This window comes from Sphaerisporangium sp. NPDC051017 (assembly GCF_040683095.1).
Lineage (GTDB): Bacteria > Actinomycetota > Actinomycetes > Streptosporangiales > Streptosporangiaceae > Sphaerisporangium.
The window spans coordinates 47,629-60,893 of record NZ_JBFBCI010000007.1; the positions used below are offsets into that span (position 1 = coordinate 47,629).

At 72.0% G+C, this 13,265-nt stretch carries 13 protein-coding genes and 1 riboswitch; of the genes, 8 read left to right on the forward strand and 5 right to left on the reverse strand.

Going from position 1 to position 13,265, the window contains the following annotated elements:
• Positions 1-40: 40 nt before the first annotated feature.
• The 3 genes from AB0M95_RS08745 to AB0M95_RS08755 form a co-directional block, all read right to left on the reverse strand.
• Positions 41-481 (reverse strand): PIN domain-containing protein, encoded by a 441-nt coding sequence (locus AB0M95_RS08745; RefSeq protein WP_363761286.1) that lies wholly within the window; start codon positions 479-481, stop codon positions 41-43.
• The gene (locus AB0M95_RS08750; protein WP_363761288.1) at positions 478-729 is read right to left on the reverse strand and encodes a type II toxin-antitoxin system prevent-host-death family antitoxin; all 252 of its coding nucleotides are present in this window, start codon (positions 727-729) and stop codon (positions 478-480) included. Before AB0M95_RS08750 ends, AB0M95_RS08745 begins: the two co-directional genes overlap by 4 nt.
• Before the next feature lie 193 nt (positions 730-922).
• The gene (locus AB0M95_RS08755; protein ID WP_358513352.1) at positions 923-2,656 is read right to left on the reverse strand and encodes a DEDD exonuclease domain-containing protein; all 1,734 of its coding nucleotides are present in this window, start codon (positions 2,654-2,656) and stop codon (positions 923-925) included.
• A 222-nt stretch (positions 2,657-2,878) separates the two neighbouring features.
• Here AB0M95_RS08755 and AB0M95_RS08760 point away from each other — a divergent pair, with 222 nt between their 5' ends.
• The 4 genes from AB0M95_RS08760 (at position 2,879) to AB0M95_RS08775 (ending at position 6,849) form a co-directional block, all read left to right on the forward strand.
• A complete protein-coding gene (locus tag AB0M95_RS08760; RefSeq protein ID WP_363761290.1) occupies positions 2,879-3,430 on the forward strand; it encodes a hypothetical protein in 552 nt (183 codons plus the stop codon).
• 241 nt (positions 3,431-3,671) lie between these two features.
• Positions 3,672-4,994: an NYN domain-containing protein gene (locus tag AB0M95_RS08765; RefSeq protein ID WP_358513356.1), complete on the forward strand. Its 1,323-nt coding sequence runs from the start codon at positions 3,672-3,674 to the stop codon at positions 4,992-4,994.
• Between the two features lie 223 nt (positions 4,995-5,217).
• Positions 5,218-6,165, forward strand: a complete 948-nt coding sequence (locus tag AB0M95_RS08770) for an NlpC/P60 family protein (protein WP_363761293.1) — start codon at positions 5,218-5,220, stop codon at positions 6,163-6,165.
• 207 nt (positions 6,166-6,372) lie between these two features.
• Positions 6,373-6,849, forward strand: a complete 477-nt coding sequence (locus AB0M95_RS08775; protein WP_363761295.1) for a hypothetical protein — start codon at positions 6,373-6,375, stop codon at positions 6,847-6,849.
• Between the two features lie 298 nt (positions 6,850-7,147).
• Here AB0M95_RS08775 and AB0M95_RS08780 read toward each other — a convergent pair whose 3' ends face one another.
• Together AB0M95_RS08780 and AB0M95_RS08785 are read right to left on the reverse strand one after the other, a co-directional pair.
• Positions 7,148-7,771: a hypothetical protein gene (locus AB0M95_RS08780; RefSeq protein WP_363761297.1), complete on the reverse strand. Its 624-nt coding sequence runs from the start codon at positions 7,769-7,771 to the stop codon at positions 7,148-7,150.
• Positions 7,768-8,343, reverse strand: coding sequence for a metalloregulator ArsR/SmtB family transcription factor (locus AB0M95_RS08785; protein ID WP_363761299.1), 576 nt, complete (start codon positions 8,341-8,343; stop codon positions 7,768-7,770). The genes AB0M95_RS08780 and AB0M95_RS08785 overlap by 4 nt, the downstream gene beginning before the upstream one ends.
• 418 nt (positions 8,344-8,761) lie before the next feature.
• Positions 8,762-8,920, forward strand: a riboswitch (cyclic di-AMP (ydaO/yuaA leader).
• An 82-nt stretch (positions 8,921-9,002) separates the two neighbouring features.
• On the opposite strand from AB0M95_RS08785, the gene AB0M95_RS08790 reads away from it, so the two are divergent.
• From AB0M95_RS08790 to AB0M95_RS08805, 4 genes are all read left to right on the forward strand, one after another.
• Complete coding sequence (locus AB0M95_RS08790; protein ID WP_363761301.1) at positions 9,003-9,542, forward strand: C40 family peptidase; 540 nt, start codon at positions 9,003-9,005, stop codon at positions 9,540-9,542.
• 235 nt (positions 9,543-9,777) lie between these two features.
• Positions 9,778-10,719, forward strand: coding sequence for a hypothetical protein (locus tag AB0M95_RS08795; RefSeq protein WP_363761303.1), 942 nt, complete (start codon positions 9,778-9,780; stop codon positions 10,717-10,719).
• 23 nt (positions 10,720-10,742) lie between these two features.
• Positions 10,743-12,038 (forward strand): M48 family metallopeptidase, encoded by a 1,296-nt coding sequence (locus AB0M95_RS08800; protein WP_363761305.1) that lies wholly within the window; start codon positions 10,743-10,745, stop codon positions 12,036-12,038.
• Entirely contained in the window at positions 12,035-13,159 is a 1,125-nt protein-coding gene (locus tag AB0M95_RS08805; RefSeq protein WP_363761307.1) for a glycosyltransferase family 4 protein, read from the forward strand. Before AB0M95_RS08800 ends, AB0M95_RS08805 begins: the two co-directional genes overlap by 4 nt.
• The last annotated feature ends 106 nt before the right edge of the window (positions 13,160-13,265 follow it).

A 13,265-nucleotide genomic window follows, 5' to 3' on the forward strand; every position in this document is an offset into this window, starting at 1 on the left:
CGGCTATTCCAGCGCTGGGAAGGGTGGTGCGCTGCCCGTTTCACATGTCGTCGGGCAGTAACCGGAAGGACTCATGGCTGGTGAGGGGGCGAACGGCGCGGAAATGTCTGCGGTCCAAGGAGAAGATCGCGTCGGTACGGAACTCCGCGGCAAGGGCGCAGTTCATGGCGTCGGTGAGTCCGACGTCCATCGTCTTGTAGCGAGCCATGAGAGCACGCGCGGTACGCAGGTGCGGAGAAACCTCGGGCATCTCGTATCGCTTGATGTCGACCTCGTCCATGATGTGATCGAGAGCCTTGATCGCTGTCTGCGAGCCGTCGGCGCTTGTGAGCAAGTAGTCCAGTTCGGCCAGCACCAGTGGAGAGATCACCAGGTGTCCGACGCTCCCACGGGCCTTCACGCAGGCGGCGTGCTCCGTATCCGCTCCATTGAACATGGCGAGAAGGGCGGAGGTGTCAGCGATGGCGACGGGTACTGTCACAGCCCGAAACCCTCCGCGAGCATCTCGTCGGCCCGCGCCGAGAGATCGCCCGGGCCGAAGAACAAGGGCAGATCGTCATCGTCGCCCATGGGGTCGGTCGGGTACGGAAGCGGCGGCTCGGCCTTGTCGGCGGGCACCAGAGTGGCGATGTGCCGCCCGTTCTTGGTCACGGCTATGGTCTCCCCGTGTTCCGCGGCCGCGAGAATGCGTGCGGACTGTTGGTTGAATTCACGCGCGGTGGTCTCCACGCCTTCCAAGGTACTACTTATGTACTACGTGGCTGCTCGATGCGGCCTCCGCTCTGGTGTGGCGTCGGTCCGGCCTTCGGAGGCGTGACGGGAAAGATCTTACCATTGCTTGGCGTGCCTGTTCGGGTGCGCTACGTGATGGAGTGCCGGTGGCCGACCTTGTCGCTCGCCCGAATGGGCCATGTCGTTCACGTCAGCGGAGGGGTCTGCCCTCGCGGGGCTGGGTGGCCTCCAGGCCCTGGTACGCGCGGTCGATGCGTTCCTTGAGGCGGCCCGCGCCCCTCGCGGGGAGGCTCCAGGTGCCGTCCACGCGCACCAGGCGCACGCCGGGGGAGTCAAGCCAGCGCAGGATGCACTCGGTCTCCTCGGCTCCGGCGGCGGGCAGGGGACCGGGGCCGGGGATCACGGTCTCGGCGGTCGCGACCAGCGCGTCGACGTAGGGCGTCGGGTGGGCGCCCTTCGGCATCACGCCCGCCGCGGCCAGCCTGCCGTGCCGGACGACGTGGATGTCCCACCCGCCGCCGAAGGCCGGGCTCGCGGCGATCATCTCGGGGATGCCGGTCAGCGACCGCAGGCGCTGCATGCGCGCGGCCGTGCGCACGTACACGGCGAGCCGGTCGCGGTCGACGGCGGCCTCCTCGTAGCGCTGCTCGGCGGCGAGCCGCTCCATGCGGGCCTGGAGCGCCGCGAACACCGGGCCTGGATCCTGCTCCATGGCGGACTTGGCGATGTCGACGTGGCGGTGGTAGTCGTCGACGGTCTGCCGGCCCTCGCAGGGCGCGCCGCAGCGGCCCATCTCGGCCAGCGCGCAGGCGGACCGGCGGGTGCGCGGGGTGATGCGCTCGGTGCACTGGCGTAAGGGCACGGCCTCGTGCAGCGCCGTCCTGGCGTCCTCGGCGCCGCGGGTGGAGGTGAAGGGGCCGAGGTAGGTGGCCGCGTCGCCCTTGACCTCGCGGACGATCGACAGGCGCGGGAACGGCTCGTCGGTGAGCTTGAGCCAGAAGACCTTCTCGGGGAAGCGTGAGCGCCGGTTGTAGCGCGGTTTGGTGGAGCCGATGAGGCGCAGCTCTCTGACCTCGGCCTCCAGCCCGGTGGCGCAGATGATCGGCCGGACGCGCTGGGCGATGCCGATCATCTCGCGGATGCGGGGCCGGGTCTCGCTCGCGGTGAAGTAGGACCGCACGCGCTGGCGCAGGTCGCCGCTCTTGCCGACGTACAGCGCCTCGCCGCGGTCGTCCTCGAAGACGTAGACGCCCGGGGCGCTCGGGATCGCGGCCGCGAGGTGGCGTTTGCGCTTCTGCTCGGGCGTGGGGGCCCGCACGAAGCCCTTGAGCTCCTCCAGGGTGTGCACCCCGTACGCCCCGACGCGCTCGATCAGGACGTGGAGGACGTCGACGGTGGCCTTGGCGTCGGCCAGGGCGCGGTGGCAGGGCTCGGTGGAGCTTCTGAAGACCCGGGCCAGCGTGGAGAGCTTGCAGTTGGGCACCTCGTCGCGGGTGAGGACGCGGCGGGCGAGATCGGCGGTGTCGACCACCGGGTTGGCGGGGGGAGGGTAGCCGCCGGCCTGGCAGACGGCCTTGACGAAGCCGACGTCGAACGGGGCGTTGTGCGCGACGAGCGTGGACCCGCGGATGAACTCCAGGAAGGACGGCAGGACCTGCTCGACGCGGGGGGCGGCCATCACCATGACGTCGGTGATGCCGGTCAGGACGGTGATGAACGGGGGGATGGGACGGCCGGGATCGACCAGGGTGGCGAACTCGCCGAGCACCTCGCCCCCGCGCACCTTGACCGCGCCGATCTCGGTGATGGCGTGCTCAGAGGGGGAGCCGCCGGTCGTCTCCAGGTCGAACACGACGAAGGTCACCTGGTCGAGGGGCGTGCCCAGCTCGTCCAGCGTTCCTTGAACCCCGATCTCCACGTCCATGACCATACGATCGCGGACCGACAGTTCCGAGGGGGGCACGGGAAACGCGTCCCGAATCCGTATGACTCGGGAACGCAACCCGGCATACGGACGGTCGTTATACGGCTTGTGTTCGATGTGCCCCTGGCGCACCGGACGCGGTGCCGGTGCCGTTACCGGTAGCGAAAGAATGCCATTTTTCGCTATTTGTCCTTTTTGGCCCCCTAGTTATCGGAGGTACACATGCGCAAGACGTCCGCCTTGCTGGCATCCCTCGCCCTGGCGGCGGGCTCCCTGCTGTTACCCGCCGCCCCCGCCCAGGCCGGGACGGCGCCCGCCGCCGGCAAGGCGTCGGCCCAGGCGAGCGCCGGCGCCCAGAACGCCGGCCCCGCCCGGGTCAACGTGAGCTACCCGCGGGGCATGCGGCGCGGCGGCTACGCGACCTACACCTACAAGGTCACCGACGCGGGCAGGTTGCAGGACGACGCCCTCGTGCTCGCGACGATCCTGCCCGCCAAGGTGGTGTCCAAGGTCCGGTTCGTGAAGAAGCCGTCGAACGCCTCCTGCGGCTACCGCAACCTCCGCGTCTACTGCGTCGTCCGCCTCGGGAGCGCGAACACGCTGAGCATGCAGTTCCGCGTCTACGTGAAGTACAGGTACGCGGGCGACTTCAAGGCCGACCACTACTGGACCCCGGTGAGCTACGAGCCGGGGCTCAGCGCCTGGGACTACGTCCGGCAGGTGGGCAGGGAAGACCGCATCGGCCGGTCGACGACGAAGATCTCGCTGCGCTGAGCGCCCGCGCCCGGTCCCGCGCGAGCGCCGCGGGCCCGGGCGCGGTCCGTACACCTGGGATCACATCTTCGTCCCCGCCCCGTTCGCCCCTGCTTCACCAGGCGGGTCGGCGCCGCGGATGACCGCACGCAGCACGCGCGGCGTGGGGAACCGGGTACTGAGCGCTCTGACCACGGACGCGACAGCCGTACCCTTATCGGATAGGGAGATTCTGAACGGCCAGTCAGCTAGGGGAAGTCGGATGAGTTCAGCCGGTGAAGGTCTGTCTCGCCCGCTGCCCGAGCAGGTCCGCTTACACGTCGTCGAGCTCGCGGCCCAGGTGCTCGGCTCGATGCAGCCCGCGGCGATTCCGCCGCCGCTGCGTGGCATCGCCAGGTTCGACCCGCGCAAGCGCGCCCGCCTGGGCAGCGCGCCGATCGCCGCCCAGCTGGAGACGGACAAGGAGTTCCGCGAGATCGTCGCCGAGGCGCTCAACGACGCCTGGCCCGAGCTGGTCGCCAGCCTGGAGGAAGGCAACGTGCCCCCCGCCGCCGAGCCGGTGCTCGTGGCGGCCGCGGCCTACCTGACCCGCCCGCCCGGCTGGCCGGACCTGGTGGAGACCGCCCGCGCCGACCTGGAGCAGGTGGCGGCCGCCGCCGAGGGCAACGCGCAGGAGCAGACGCTGACACGGCTGCGCGAGCAGCTCGCCGCCCAGAAGACCGCGGCCAAGGAGGAGGCCGACCGCCTGCGCGAGCAGCTCAAGGCGTCCCGCGCCGAGGTCGCCGACCTGCGCCGCCGGCTGCACGACGCCCGCGAGCGCGGCAGGGTCGCCGAGGAGCGCGCCGCCGAGCTGGAGACGCTCGCCCAGGAGGCCAGGGCGGCGGTCAGCTCGGCCGCCAGCGCGGGCGAGACCGAGCTGCGCAAGCTGCGCGAGCGCCTCACCGACGCCGAGCGGCAGCTCGAGGCCAGCCGCCGCGCGGCGCGCGAGGGGCGCAGCATCGAGGACGCGCGCATCCGCGTCCTGCTGGACAGCCTGCAGGACGCCGCGGCCGGGCTGCGCAGCGAGCTCGGGCTGCCCGTCGCCATCAGCAGGCCGGCCGACTCGGTGAGCGCGGTCGCCCCCGGCCGCCCGTCGGTCAGGGCCGTGCCCGCCCGCGCGCTCGCCGACGACGACCCGGCGCTGCTCGACCAGCTCCTGGCGCTCCCGCAGCTCCACCTGATCGTCGACGGGTACAACGTCACGAAGACCGGCTACCCCTCGCTGACGTTGCTCGACCAGCGCTCGCGCCTGCTCACGGGGCTGGGCGGCCTGGCGGCGCAGACGCGCGTCGAGCTCACCTGCGCGTTCGACGGCGCCGAGCTGAACGGGCCCGTGCAGGTGTCCGCGCCGCGTGGCGTCCGCGTGCTGTTCAGCGCGCCCGGAGAGATCGCCGACGACCTGATACGGCAGCTCGTCCGGGCCGAGCCGCCGGGGCGCGCGGTGGCGGTCGTGTCCTCCGACCGCGAGGTGGCCGATTCGGTGCGCCGCATGGGCGCCCGTCCCGTGCCCTCCACGCTCCTGCTGCGCCGCCTCGGCCGCGCCTGACCGACCCTCGTACGGACCCCGCCCCGGCCACGGCTGAAGGCTCCCCTGAACCGCGGGTGTCCGGGCGGCCAGGTGGCGGCGGGCGCCAGACGAATTCGTGGGGAAAAGGTGCAGGTTTCTTTGCCTTTTCTGTAGGATCACGCCCCAGGTTGTCTAACTTGTCTCACTCGAGGGGGCTGTCGTCCCAGTGCTTGCGCGTGTCCGGGGAGTCGGGCGGATACCAGTGGTCACCGGCCTCATCGCCGCCGTCCTGGTGACGCAGGCGGTGGGGGCCGAGGCGAAGCCGAAGCCCACCATCGCCCAGACCAAGGCCAGGCTCGCCAAGCTCAACGACCAGGCCGACCATGTGGTCGAGAAGTACAACCAGGCCAGCGAGCAGTGGAAGAAGGCCCGCAAGGACTACAACGCGCTGAACGGCAAGTTCAAGCAGCAGCTGGAGCGCATGGACAGCCTGCGCGCGGGCCTGGTGTCGGTCGCGGTGAGCACCTACCAGTCGGGCGACATGCTGGCGCTGCCCAACCTGGTCACCCAGGGGGACCCCGAGGCGCTGCTCAGCGGGCTCGCCTCGGTCGACCAGCTCGCGACGGACCGGGCGCACAAGGTGGCCGAGTACGAGGAGGCCACCCGCTCCATCAGGGGCCAGCGCGACGGCGCCAAGGACGCCTACGACGAGGCGGTCAAGCTGCTGAACGAGCTGCGCACGCAGAAGAAGGACGTCGAGAAGCTGGTCGGCGAGCAGGAGCGGCTCCTGCGCCGGCTGAACGCCTACAACCCCGGCAATCCCAACAGCCCCGGCATCAAGTACACCGGCCCGGCGTCGGGCAACGCCCGCGCGGCGCTGCAGTACGCCTTCGCGCAGGTGGGCAAGCCCTACCGCTACGGTGGTACCGGTCCCGGTTCCTTCGACTGCTCGGGGCTCACGCAGATGGCCTGGCGCGCGGCCGGCGTCAGCCTTCCCCGGACCGCAGCCGGGCAGTACTCCTGGGGCTCCTCGCGCAGGGTCTCCCTGAACGCCCTGGCGCCCGGCGACCTGCTGTTCGCCTCGGGGCTCGGTCACGTCGGCATGTACGCGGGCGGCGGCAAGATGGTGCACGCCCCGCGTACGGGGGACGTCGTGAAGGTCGTCCCGCTGTCGTCCTACCACGGCATCTTCGCGGCCGTACGGCCCTGACGCTCCGTCGGGCCGCGTGAGCGGCGGGGAAACCCGCGCGTAACCCCGCGCGTCCGCCGGTGTGCCGGTCTAGGGTGAGGGACGGCCCGGATCGTCGCGGCCGGGTCCCGAAGGGGAGCGGAGCATGCCGGTCCTGGTGCCGCCAACAAGCCCGCCGCCCGCCACGCTCGGCGGGTGTCACCTGATGATGGCCGAGGACGGGCGTGCATGACCGTCGTCGGGATCACCGGGCACCAGTCGATGCCGCCGCGGGCCCGGGCCCACGCAGAACGGGAGCTGAGCGCGCTGCTGGCCGCTCTGGAGGCGCCGCTCGTGGGCTGGAGCAGCCTTGCCGCGGGCGCCGATCAGCTCTTCGCCGAGATCCTCCTGCGCCTCGGAGGCGAGTTGCGGGTCGTCGTGCCGTCCCGCGGGTACGAGGCGACGTTCCGGGGCCCGGACCTGGACGCCTACCACCGGCTGCTCGCCGCCGCCGGCGTCGTGACGGTGCTGGACTTCGCGGAGCCGGGGGCGGCCGCCTACCACGCCGCCGGGTGCTTCGTCGTCGAGAACTCCGAGATCGTCGCGGCCGTCTGGGACGGCAGGCCCGCGCGCGGGCTCGGGGGGACGGCCGACGCCATCCGGCACGCCCGCGACCACGGGCGCGAGGTCGTGGTCATCTGGCCGGAGGGCGTCGAGCGCTTCTGAGCCGGTCTCCGGCCGCCCGCCCGCCCGGGCCGTTCTGTACGGAGCCGTTCCGCTGCGGCCGATGGCTCCAGGGTAATACTGTGCTATCGAGATATATGACGAATTGACTTCTGCGAAAAGCTCGGAACATGGGGGAATGGTTTGCTTTCCGAGAGATTCCCGTTCTGACGTACGGCCGGGGGGTGAGGTTCTCGGTACCCTTCGTGGGGATAATTGATGACAATTCCGCAAAACCGAGTATTGACTTCGGCTCGCTTTCCTGGATGCAAGAGCGACTTAGTCCATATTGCTGTCCAATTCAGGACACGGCGGGAGCATCGGGAAGGTCGCGGTCACGCTTGAGAGGCCCCGCGAGCAGGATGAAGCCCGTCAGGGTCATCCCGCCGGTCATGATCCACATGGCGGGCCGCACGCCGAGGGAGTCGCCCAGCGCGCCGCCGAGCAGAGCGCCGAGCGGGATCGTGCCGAGGTTGACGAACTGCATGGACACCGACGCCCGGCCCAGAAGGTGACGCGGCGTGTACACCTGCCGGAAACTCCCCTTGATCACGTTGCCCGCCACCACCCCCGCGGCGATGACGAACCCGCCCCCCATCGCCGGCGCCAGCCCCCATCCCGGGAACGCGGCCGGGATCAGCAGGACGAACGGCAGGCACCCGATCTCGGCCGCCGGCACGCCCACGACCAGCGCGTTCGCCTGCAGGACGGTGATGGCCACGAGCGGCAGGGCCACAGTGGTGACCGAGCTTCCGAACGCGCCGGCCGTCTCGCCGACCCACAGCAGCCGGAAGTCGCGCTCGCGTAGCAGCCCGCCGCGCCTCCGAAGCCCGGGGGGACGGGCGTCCGCGCTCGGGGTTTCGGGGGGCAGGGTACCGGTGCCGGCGGGGCGCGCCCACGCGGGCCGGGCGCGGCGGGCCTTCACGGGCGCCCCGGGACGCCGAAGGTGAACACGAACACCGGGTCGCGGCGCCGGCCGTCGTCCGGGATCTCCCGCGTGGCCCAGCGCTCGTAGAGGCCGATGACCTCGTGGGACAGCTCGGACAGCTCCGAGGGCGTCAGCCGCAGCCACTTGTCGGTGGAGAAGGGCGCGCCGTGCCACGCCTCGCGCTCCTCCTCGGAGGAGGCGTAGTAGGCGCGCACGAGGTTGACGTGGTGTTCGAGGTTGAGCGACTCGGCCGCGCCGGCGATGGCCGCGGAGGCGGGGTCGCCCTCGAAGTCGCGCGTGGACCAGCGGATCGCGTTCGCGACCAGGCGCCACCAGCGTTCCCGCCGGTCGCGGGCCAGCTCGGGTGCCTCCTCGATCAGCTCTCCCGAGGCCAGGACGCGCAGGTGGTGGCTGACGTTCGCGACCGCCTGGCCGGTGTGGTCGGCCAGCATGCTGACCGTGCAGGGCCCGTAGACCCGCAGGGCGTCCATGAGCCGCCTGCGTAGGGGGTGGGCAAGGGCCGCCAGGACGCGGGAGTCGGTGATCTGCCGGACGTTCTCGTTCTCCATGGCCCCACGCTGGCATGCACAACGATTACTGTGCAAGAGGAATTGCTAAACACCTCTTGCATACTTGCATCTCTAGAGAGACCGCGCGGTCGGTCCCGGGCGACCAAGATCGCTAACTCGTGTGACTCCCGTGGCCGGTGGGACTTCTATCGGGCCAAGTTTCGGGATATGTGAGGGGAATCACATTCGGGTAACAGGCGTCATTGATATGCAGGCGTTATCTGGCGAAGATCGCGTTATTTGATCTACGTTCACCGGGCTGACCCTTTGCCGTAAATTGGCAAATCTTGTACCTTCTGGGCCGCGGCGAGCACGCCATGCCGTCGCGTTGTAGGCCGGACCGTCGCGGGGGCCGGCTTATGCAAGACCATCCATTCGGCCGCCGCCGTGAACACATAGGGAAACCGAGAAAACCACAGGCGGTGGTCTGCCGAATCCGTGCGGCAAGGAGCACGGAGCCGGGGAACCAATTGACCCCTACCCCAGGGGTCGGGGGTGAATCGGCGCCATTGCGCCGTAGGGCTACTTCCATGCCCGAATCCGTCAGCTAACCCGGTAGGCGTAAGTGGAAGAACCAAGGAGCGATCCTGTCCAGCACTACCCCTAGCCCCAGCCTGTCCAGATTCGCCCGGCTCTCCCTCAGCGGTGCCGCCCTCACCATGACGGCATCCGTCGCCGTGGTGCCGGTGCAGGCACCCTCGGCGGACGCGGCCGTCACGGCCATGGCGCAGAGCTCGGTCAAGGTCGGCAAGGTCATCAAGCCCGGCAAGACCGGGAAGACCTCCAAGACGACCAAGACGACCAAGACCACCAAGCTCACCAGGGCCGCCAGACAGCGGATCAAGGCGCACACCGCGGTGGAAGTGGCCAAGAAGCAGATCGGAGACCCGTACCGGTGGGGTGCCAGCGGCCCCGGTGCGTTCGACTGCTCAGGCCTGGTCGTGTACGCCTGGCGCAAGGCCGGTGTGAAGCTGCCGCGCATCGCGGCCAGCCAGTTCCGCTCCGTGCGGAAGAAGGTCTCCTGGAAGCACCTCAAGCCGGGCGACCTGATGTTCTTCTACGGACTGGGCCACGTCGGCATGTACGTCGGTCACGGCAAGATGATCCACTCTCCGCACAGCGGGACCCGTGTGCGGATCGACAAGCTGAACGGCTATCGCAAGAGCAGTTTCGTCGGAGCCGTTCGCCCCGGAGCGTGACCGGAGCGCGGGGGAACTTCCAAGGAGCCCTTTCCCCGGAAGCCTTCGCCCGCGCCCACCGGCCACGCGGCGGCCCCTCAGGGGCCCCGCCCGCCTCCACTCCCCTCGGAGGCGGGCGGGGCCTTCGGCGTTCCGGTCCGGAACACACGCGGAGACGGCGAAGCACCGGGCCGGGGAGCGGGTCGTGCCGCGCGGGGAGCGCCCCGGCGGGGGAGCGGCCAGGTAGATTGCCCGCATGCGCGTCGTGTGGCTGGGGACCGTGCTGGCGGGCCTGCTGGCCGCGCTGACCGTCCCCCCGTCGCCCCCGTCCCCCTCTGTGCCCCCACCGGCGCCCCCGTCCGCGTTCGTATCCCCGCACCTGCCCCCTGCGCCCCCGGGCATGTCCGCGGCCACGCCCCTGACCGCGCCGACCGTGCCCCCGACGCCCCCGGCGCCGGACGCCGTGACCGGCGAGCATCCGGAGATCTGGGGCCACGCGCGCGTTGTCCGCGGAACCCGCTCCCTGGTGATCGGCACGGCCACCGCGAGCGAAGCAGACCTCGCCGACCTCGCCCGCAGGGCCGACCGCGCGAGCCTCGTCGTCGCGCGGGTCGCCGGGCCGGTGCGCCCGCTGGTCCTGGTGCCCGCCACCACCGCGCAGGCGGCCACGCTCGCGGCCCCCGCCTCGGTGGACGGCCTCGCCGCCGTCGCCGCCACCGACCGCGTGATCATCGAGCCGGGCTCGTTCGCCCGCCTCAGCGACGCCGGCCGTGACGTCGTCCTCGCCCACGAGCTGACGCACGTCGCCACCGGGGCCGCGACCGACGCGCGCACCCCGAAATGGCTGGTCGAGGGCTTCGCCGACTACGTGGGCTACCTGCGCTCGGGCATCCCCGTCCGCGAGGCCGCCGCCGAGCTGGCCGCCGAGGTGCGCGCGGGCCGCACGCCGTCCGCGCTGCCCGGCCCGGACGATTTCGCCCCCGGATCGCCGCGCCTGGCCCAGGCGTACGAGGAGGCGTGGCTCGCCTGCCGGTATGTCGCGGCCCGTTACGGCGAACCCGCCCTGGTCGCCCTCTACCGTGAGTTCAGGAGGGGAGACAGGGCAGACGCGGCGGGGGCCCTCCCGCGCGCGCTCGGGGTGACGGCCGGGCGGTTCACCGGCGCCTGGCGCGCATACGTGAAGGCGGAGCTGTCCTGACGACGGCGGAAAGGCTGATATCGGTGGGGGAGCTGATCGAGGAGACCCGCCCGGGGCGGCGCATGGACGGGGGAATGCGCGCGGCCGGCATCGCCCTGGTCGTGCTCGGCGCGGCGGTGGCGGGGGTCGTCGCGGTGACGACGCCGTGGCAGGCCCTGAGCGGGGCCCGCGAGGTGCGGCCGGACCCCGCGCGCGACTTCACCGCCGCGCAGATCGACCGGGCCGCAGCGTTCGACTCGGCCGTCAGCCTGCCCGCCTACCTGTCGCTCGCGGTCACGCTGGTCGTGGCGGGCGTGTTCATCCTCACCTCGTTCGGCGCGTGGGCCGTCGACCGCCTCAGGGGGCCGTGGTGGCTGCGCGTCCCGCTCGGCGTGCTCGTCCTCTCGGCGGTGAGCCTGCTGCTGAAGTGGCCGCTCGGCATGTGGTACGAGACCCGCCTGCGCGCGTACGGGCTCTCCACCCAGGACTGGGCGGCGTGGTCCGCCGACCGGCTGAAGGGCTTCGCCGTCCAGGTCGTGACGACCGCCATCATGATCTTCGCCGTGGTCTGGCTGGCGCGCCGGTTCCGCGCCCGCTGGTGGATCCCGGCGTCGATCGGCGCCTTCGTGTTCACCGTCGCGGTCTCCTTCGTCTACCCGATCGTCGTGGAACCGCTGTTCAACGAATTCCGGCCGATGCCCGCCGGGCCGCTGCGCGCGGACCTGATCGCCATGGCCGCCCGCGACGGCGTCCCGGTCAAGGACGTCCTGGTCGCCGACGCCTCGCGCAGGACCACCGCCCTCAACGCCTACGTCTCCGGCTTCGGGGCGACGCGGCGCATCGTCGTCTACGACACGCTCCTGCGCGCCCCCGAGAAGGAGGTCGAGCTGGTCGTCGCGCACGAGCTCGGCCACGCCAAGCGGGGCGACGTCCTGTACGGCACGCTGGTCGGCGCGCTCGGGGCCGCGGCCGGGGCGTGCCTGCTGTTCCTCGTGGCCGGCGCTCCCAGCCTCCGGCGCCGCGCCCGGGTGCCCTCCGTGGGCGACCCGCGCGCCGTGGGGCTGCTGCTCGGGCTGATGGCCGTCGCCACCGTCCTGTCCGGCCCCGCCGAGAACGTCGTCAGCCGCGCGGTGGAGGCCAGGGCCGACCTGCACGCGCTGGACCTGACCCGCGACCCGGCGACGTTCGTCGCGATGCAGCGGCGGCTGGCCGTCACGAACCTCTCCGATCTGTCGCCGGACGCCCTCGAGTACATCCTGTACGCCTCCCACCCCACGCCCCCGCAGCGCATCGCCCTGGCGCGTTTCTGGGCCCGCCAGAACGGGCTGCCGGAGCCGTGACCCCGCAGGGCCGCACGCTGATCGTCACCAACGACTTCCCGCCGCGCCCGGGAGGCATCCAGGCGTTCGTCCACGCCCTCGCCGAGCGCCGCCCGCCGGGCTCCACCGTCGTGTACGCCTCGCGCTGGCCCGGCTGGGAGGAGTTCGACGCCCGCCGCCCGTACCCCGTGGTGCGCCACCCCACGTCGCTCATGCTGCCCCTGCCCGGGGTCGCCCGGCGGGCGGCGGCGCTGGTGCGCGAGCAGAAGTGCGAGACCGTCGTCTTCGGCGCCGCCGCGCCGCTCGGCCTGCTCGCTCCGGCGTTGCGCGCGGCCGGGGCCCGGCGGGTGGTCATGCTGACCCACGGCCACGAGGCCGCCTGGGCCGGGGTGCCGGGGGCGCGCGGCCTGCTCGCCAGGATCGGCGCGCACGCCGACGCCATCACCTACCTCGGCGAGTACACCAGGGAACGGCTGGCGCGGGTCGTCCCGCCGTCGCGCCTGGTCCGGCTGACGCCGGGCGTGGACACGAGCGTGTTCCGCCCGGGGGCCGGGGGCGCGGCGGTGCGGGAGGCGCTCGGGCTCGGCGACCGGCCGGTCGTGGTGTGCGTGTCCCGGCTGGTGCCGCGCAAGGGCCAGGACACGCTGGTGCGCTGCTGGCCGGCCGTCCTGCGGGCCGTCCCGGACGCGGTGCTGCTGCTGGTCGGCGGTGGTCCGTCCCGGCGGGCCCTGGTGCGGACGGTCGGGGCGCGCGGCCTCGCCGGATCGGTGATCATCACCGGGCCGGTGCCCTGGGGCAGCCTGCCCGCCTACTACGACGCCGGGGACGTGTTCGCCATGCCCTGCCGCACGCGCCTGCGCGGCCTGGACGTCGAGGGGCTCGGCATCGTCTACCTGGAGGCCTCCGCGACCGGGCTGCCGGTCGTCGCGGGCTCCTCGGGCGGCGCGCCCGACGCCGTCCGCGACGGCGAGACCGGCCTGCTGGTGGACGGCGAGCGGCCCGAGCAGGTCGCCGGCGCGCTCGCCTCGCTGCTGGCGGACCCCGGGCGGGCGCGGCGGATGGGGGAGCGCGGGCGCGCGTGGATCGAGCGCGAGTGGCGCTGGGACCTGGTCGCCGACCGCTTCTCCGAGCTTCTGGACTGACCGTGCCTATGGCCGCCCCCCGAACAGGCCCGGCACGATCCACCACTTTCCCGCACGAAGTACGACACGTTCCCCCACGTTCGCACGCGACTCCACATCTGCGAGC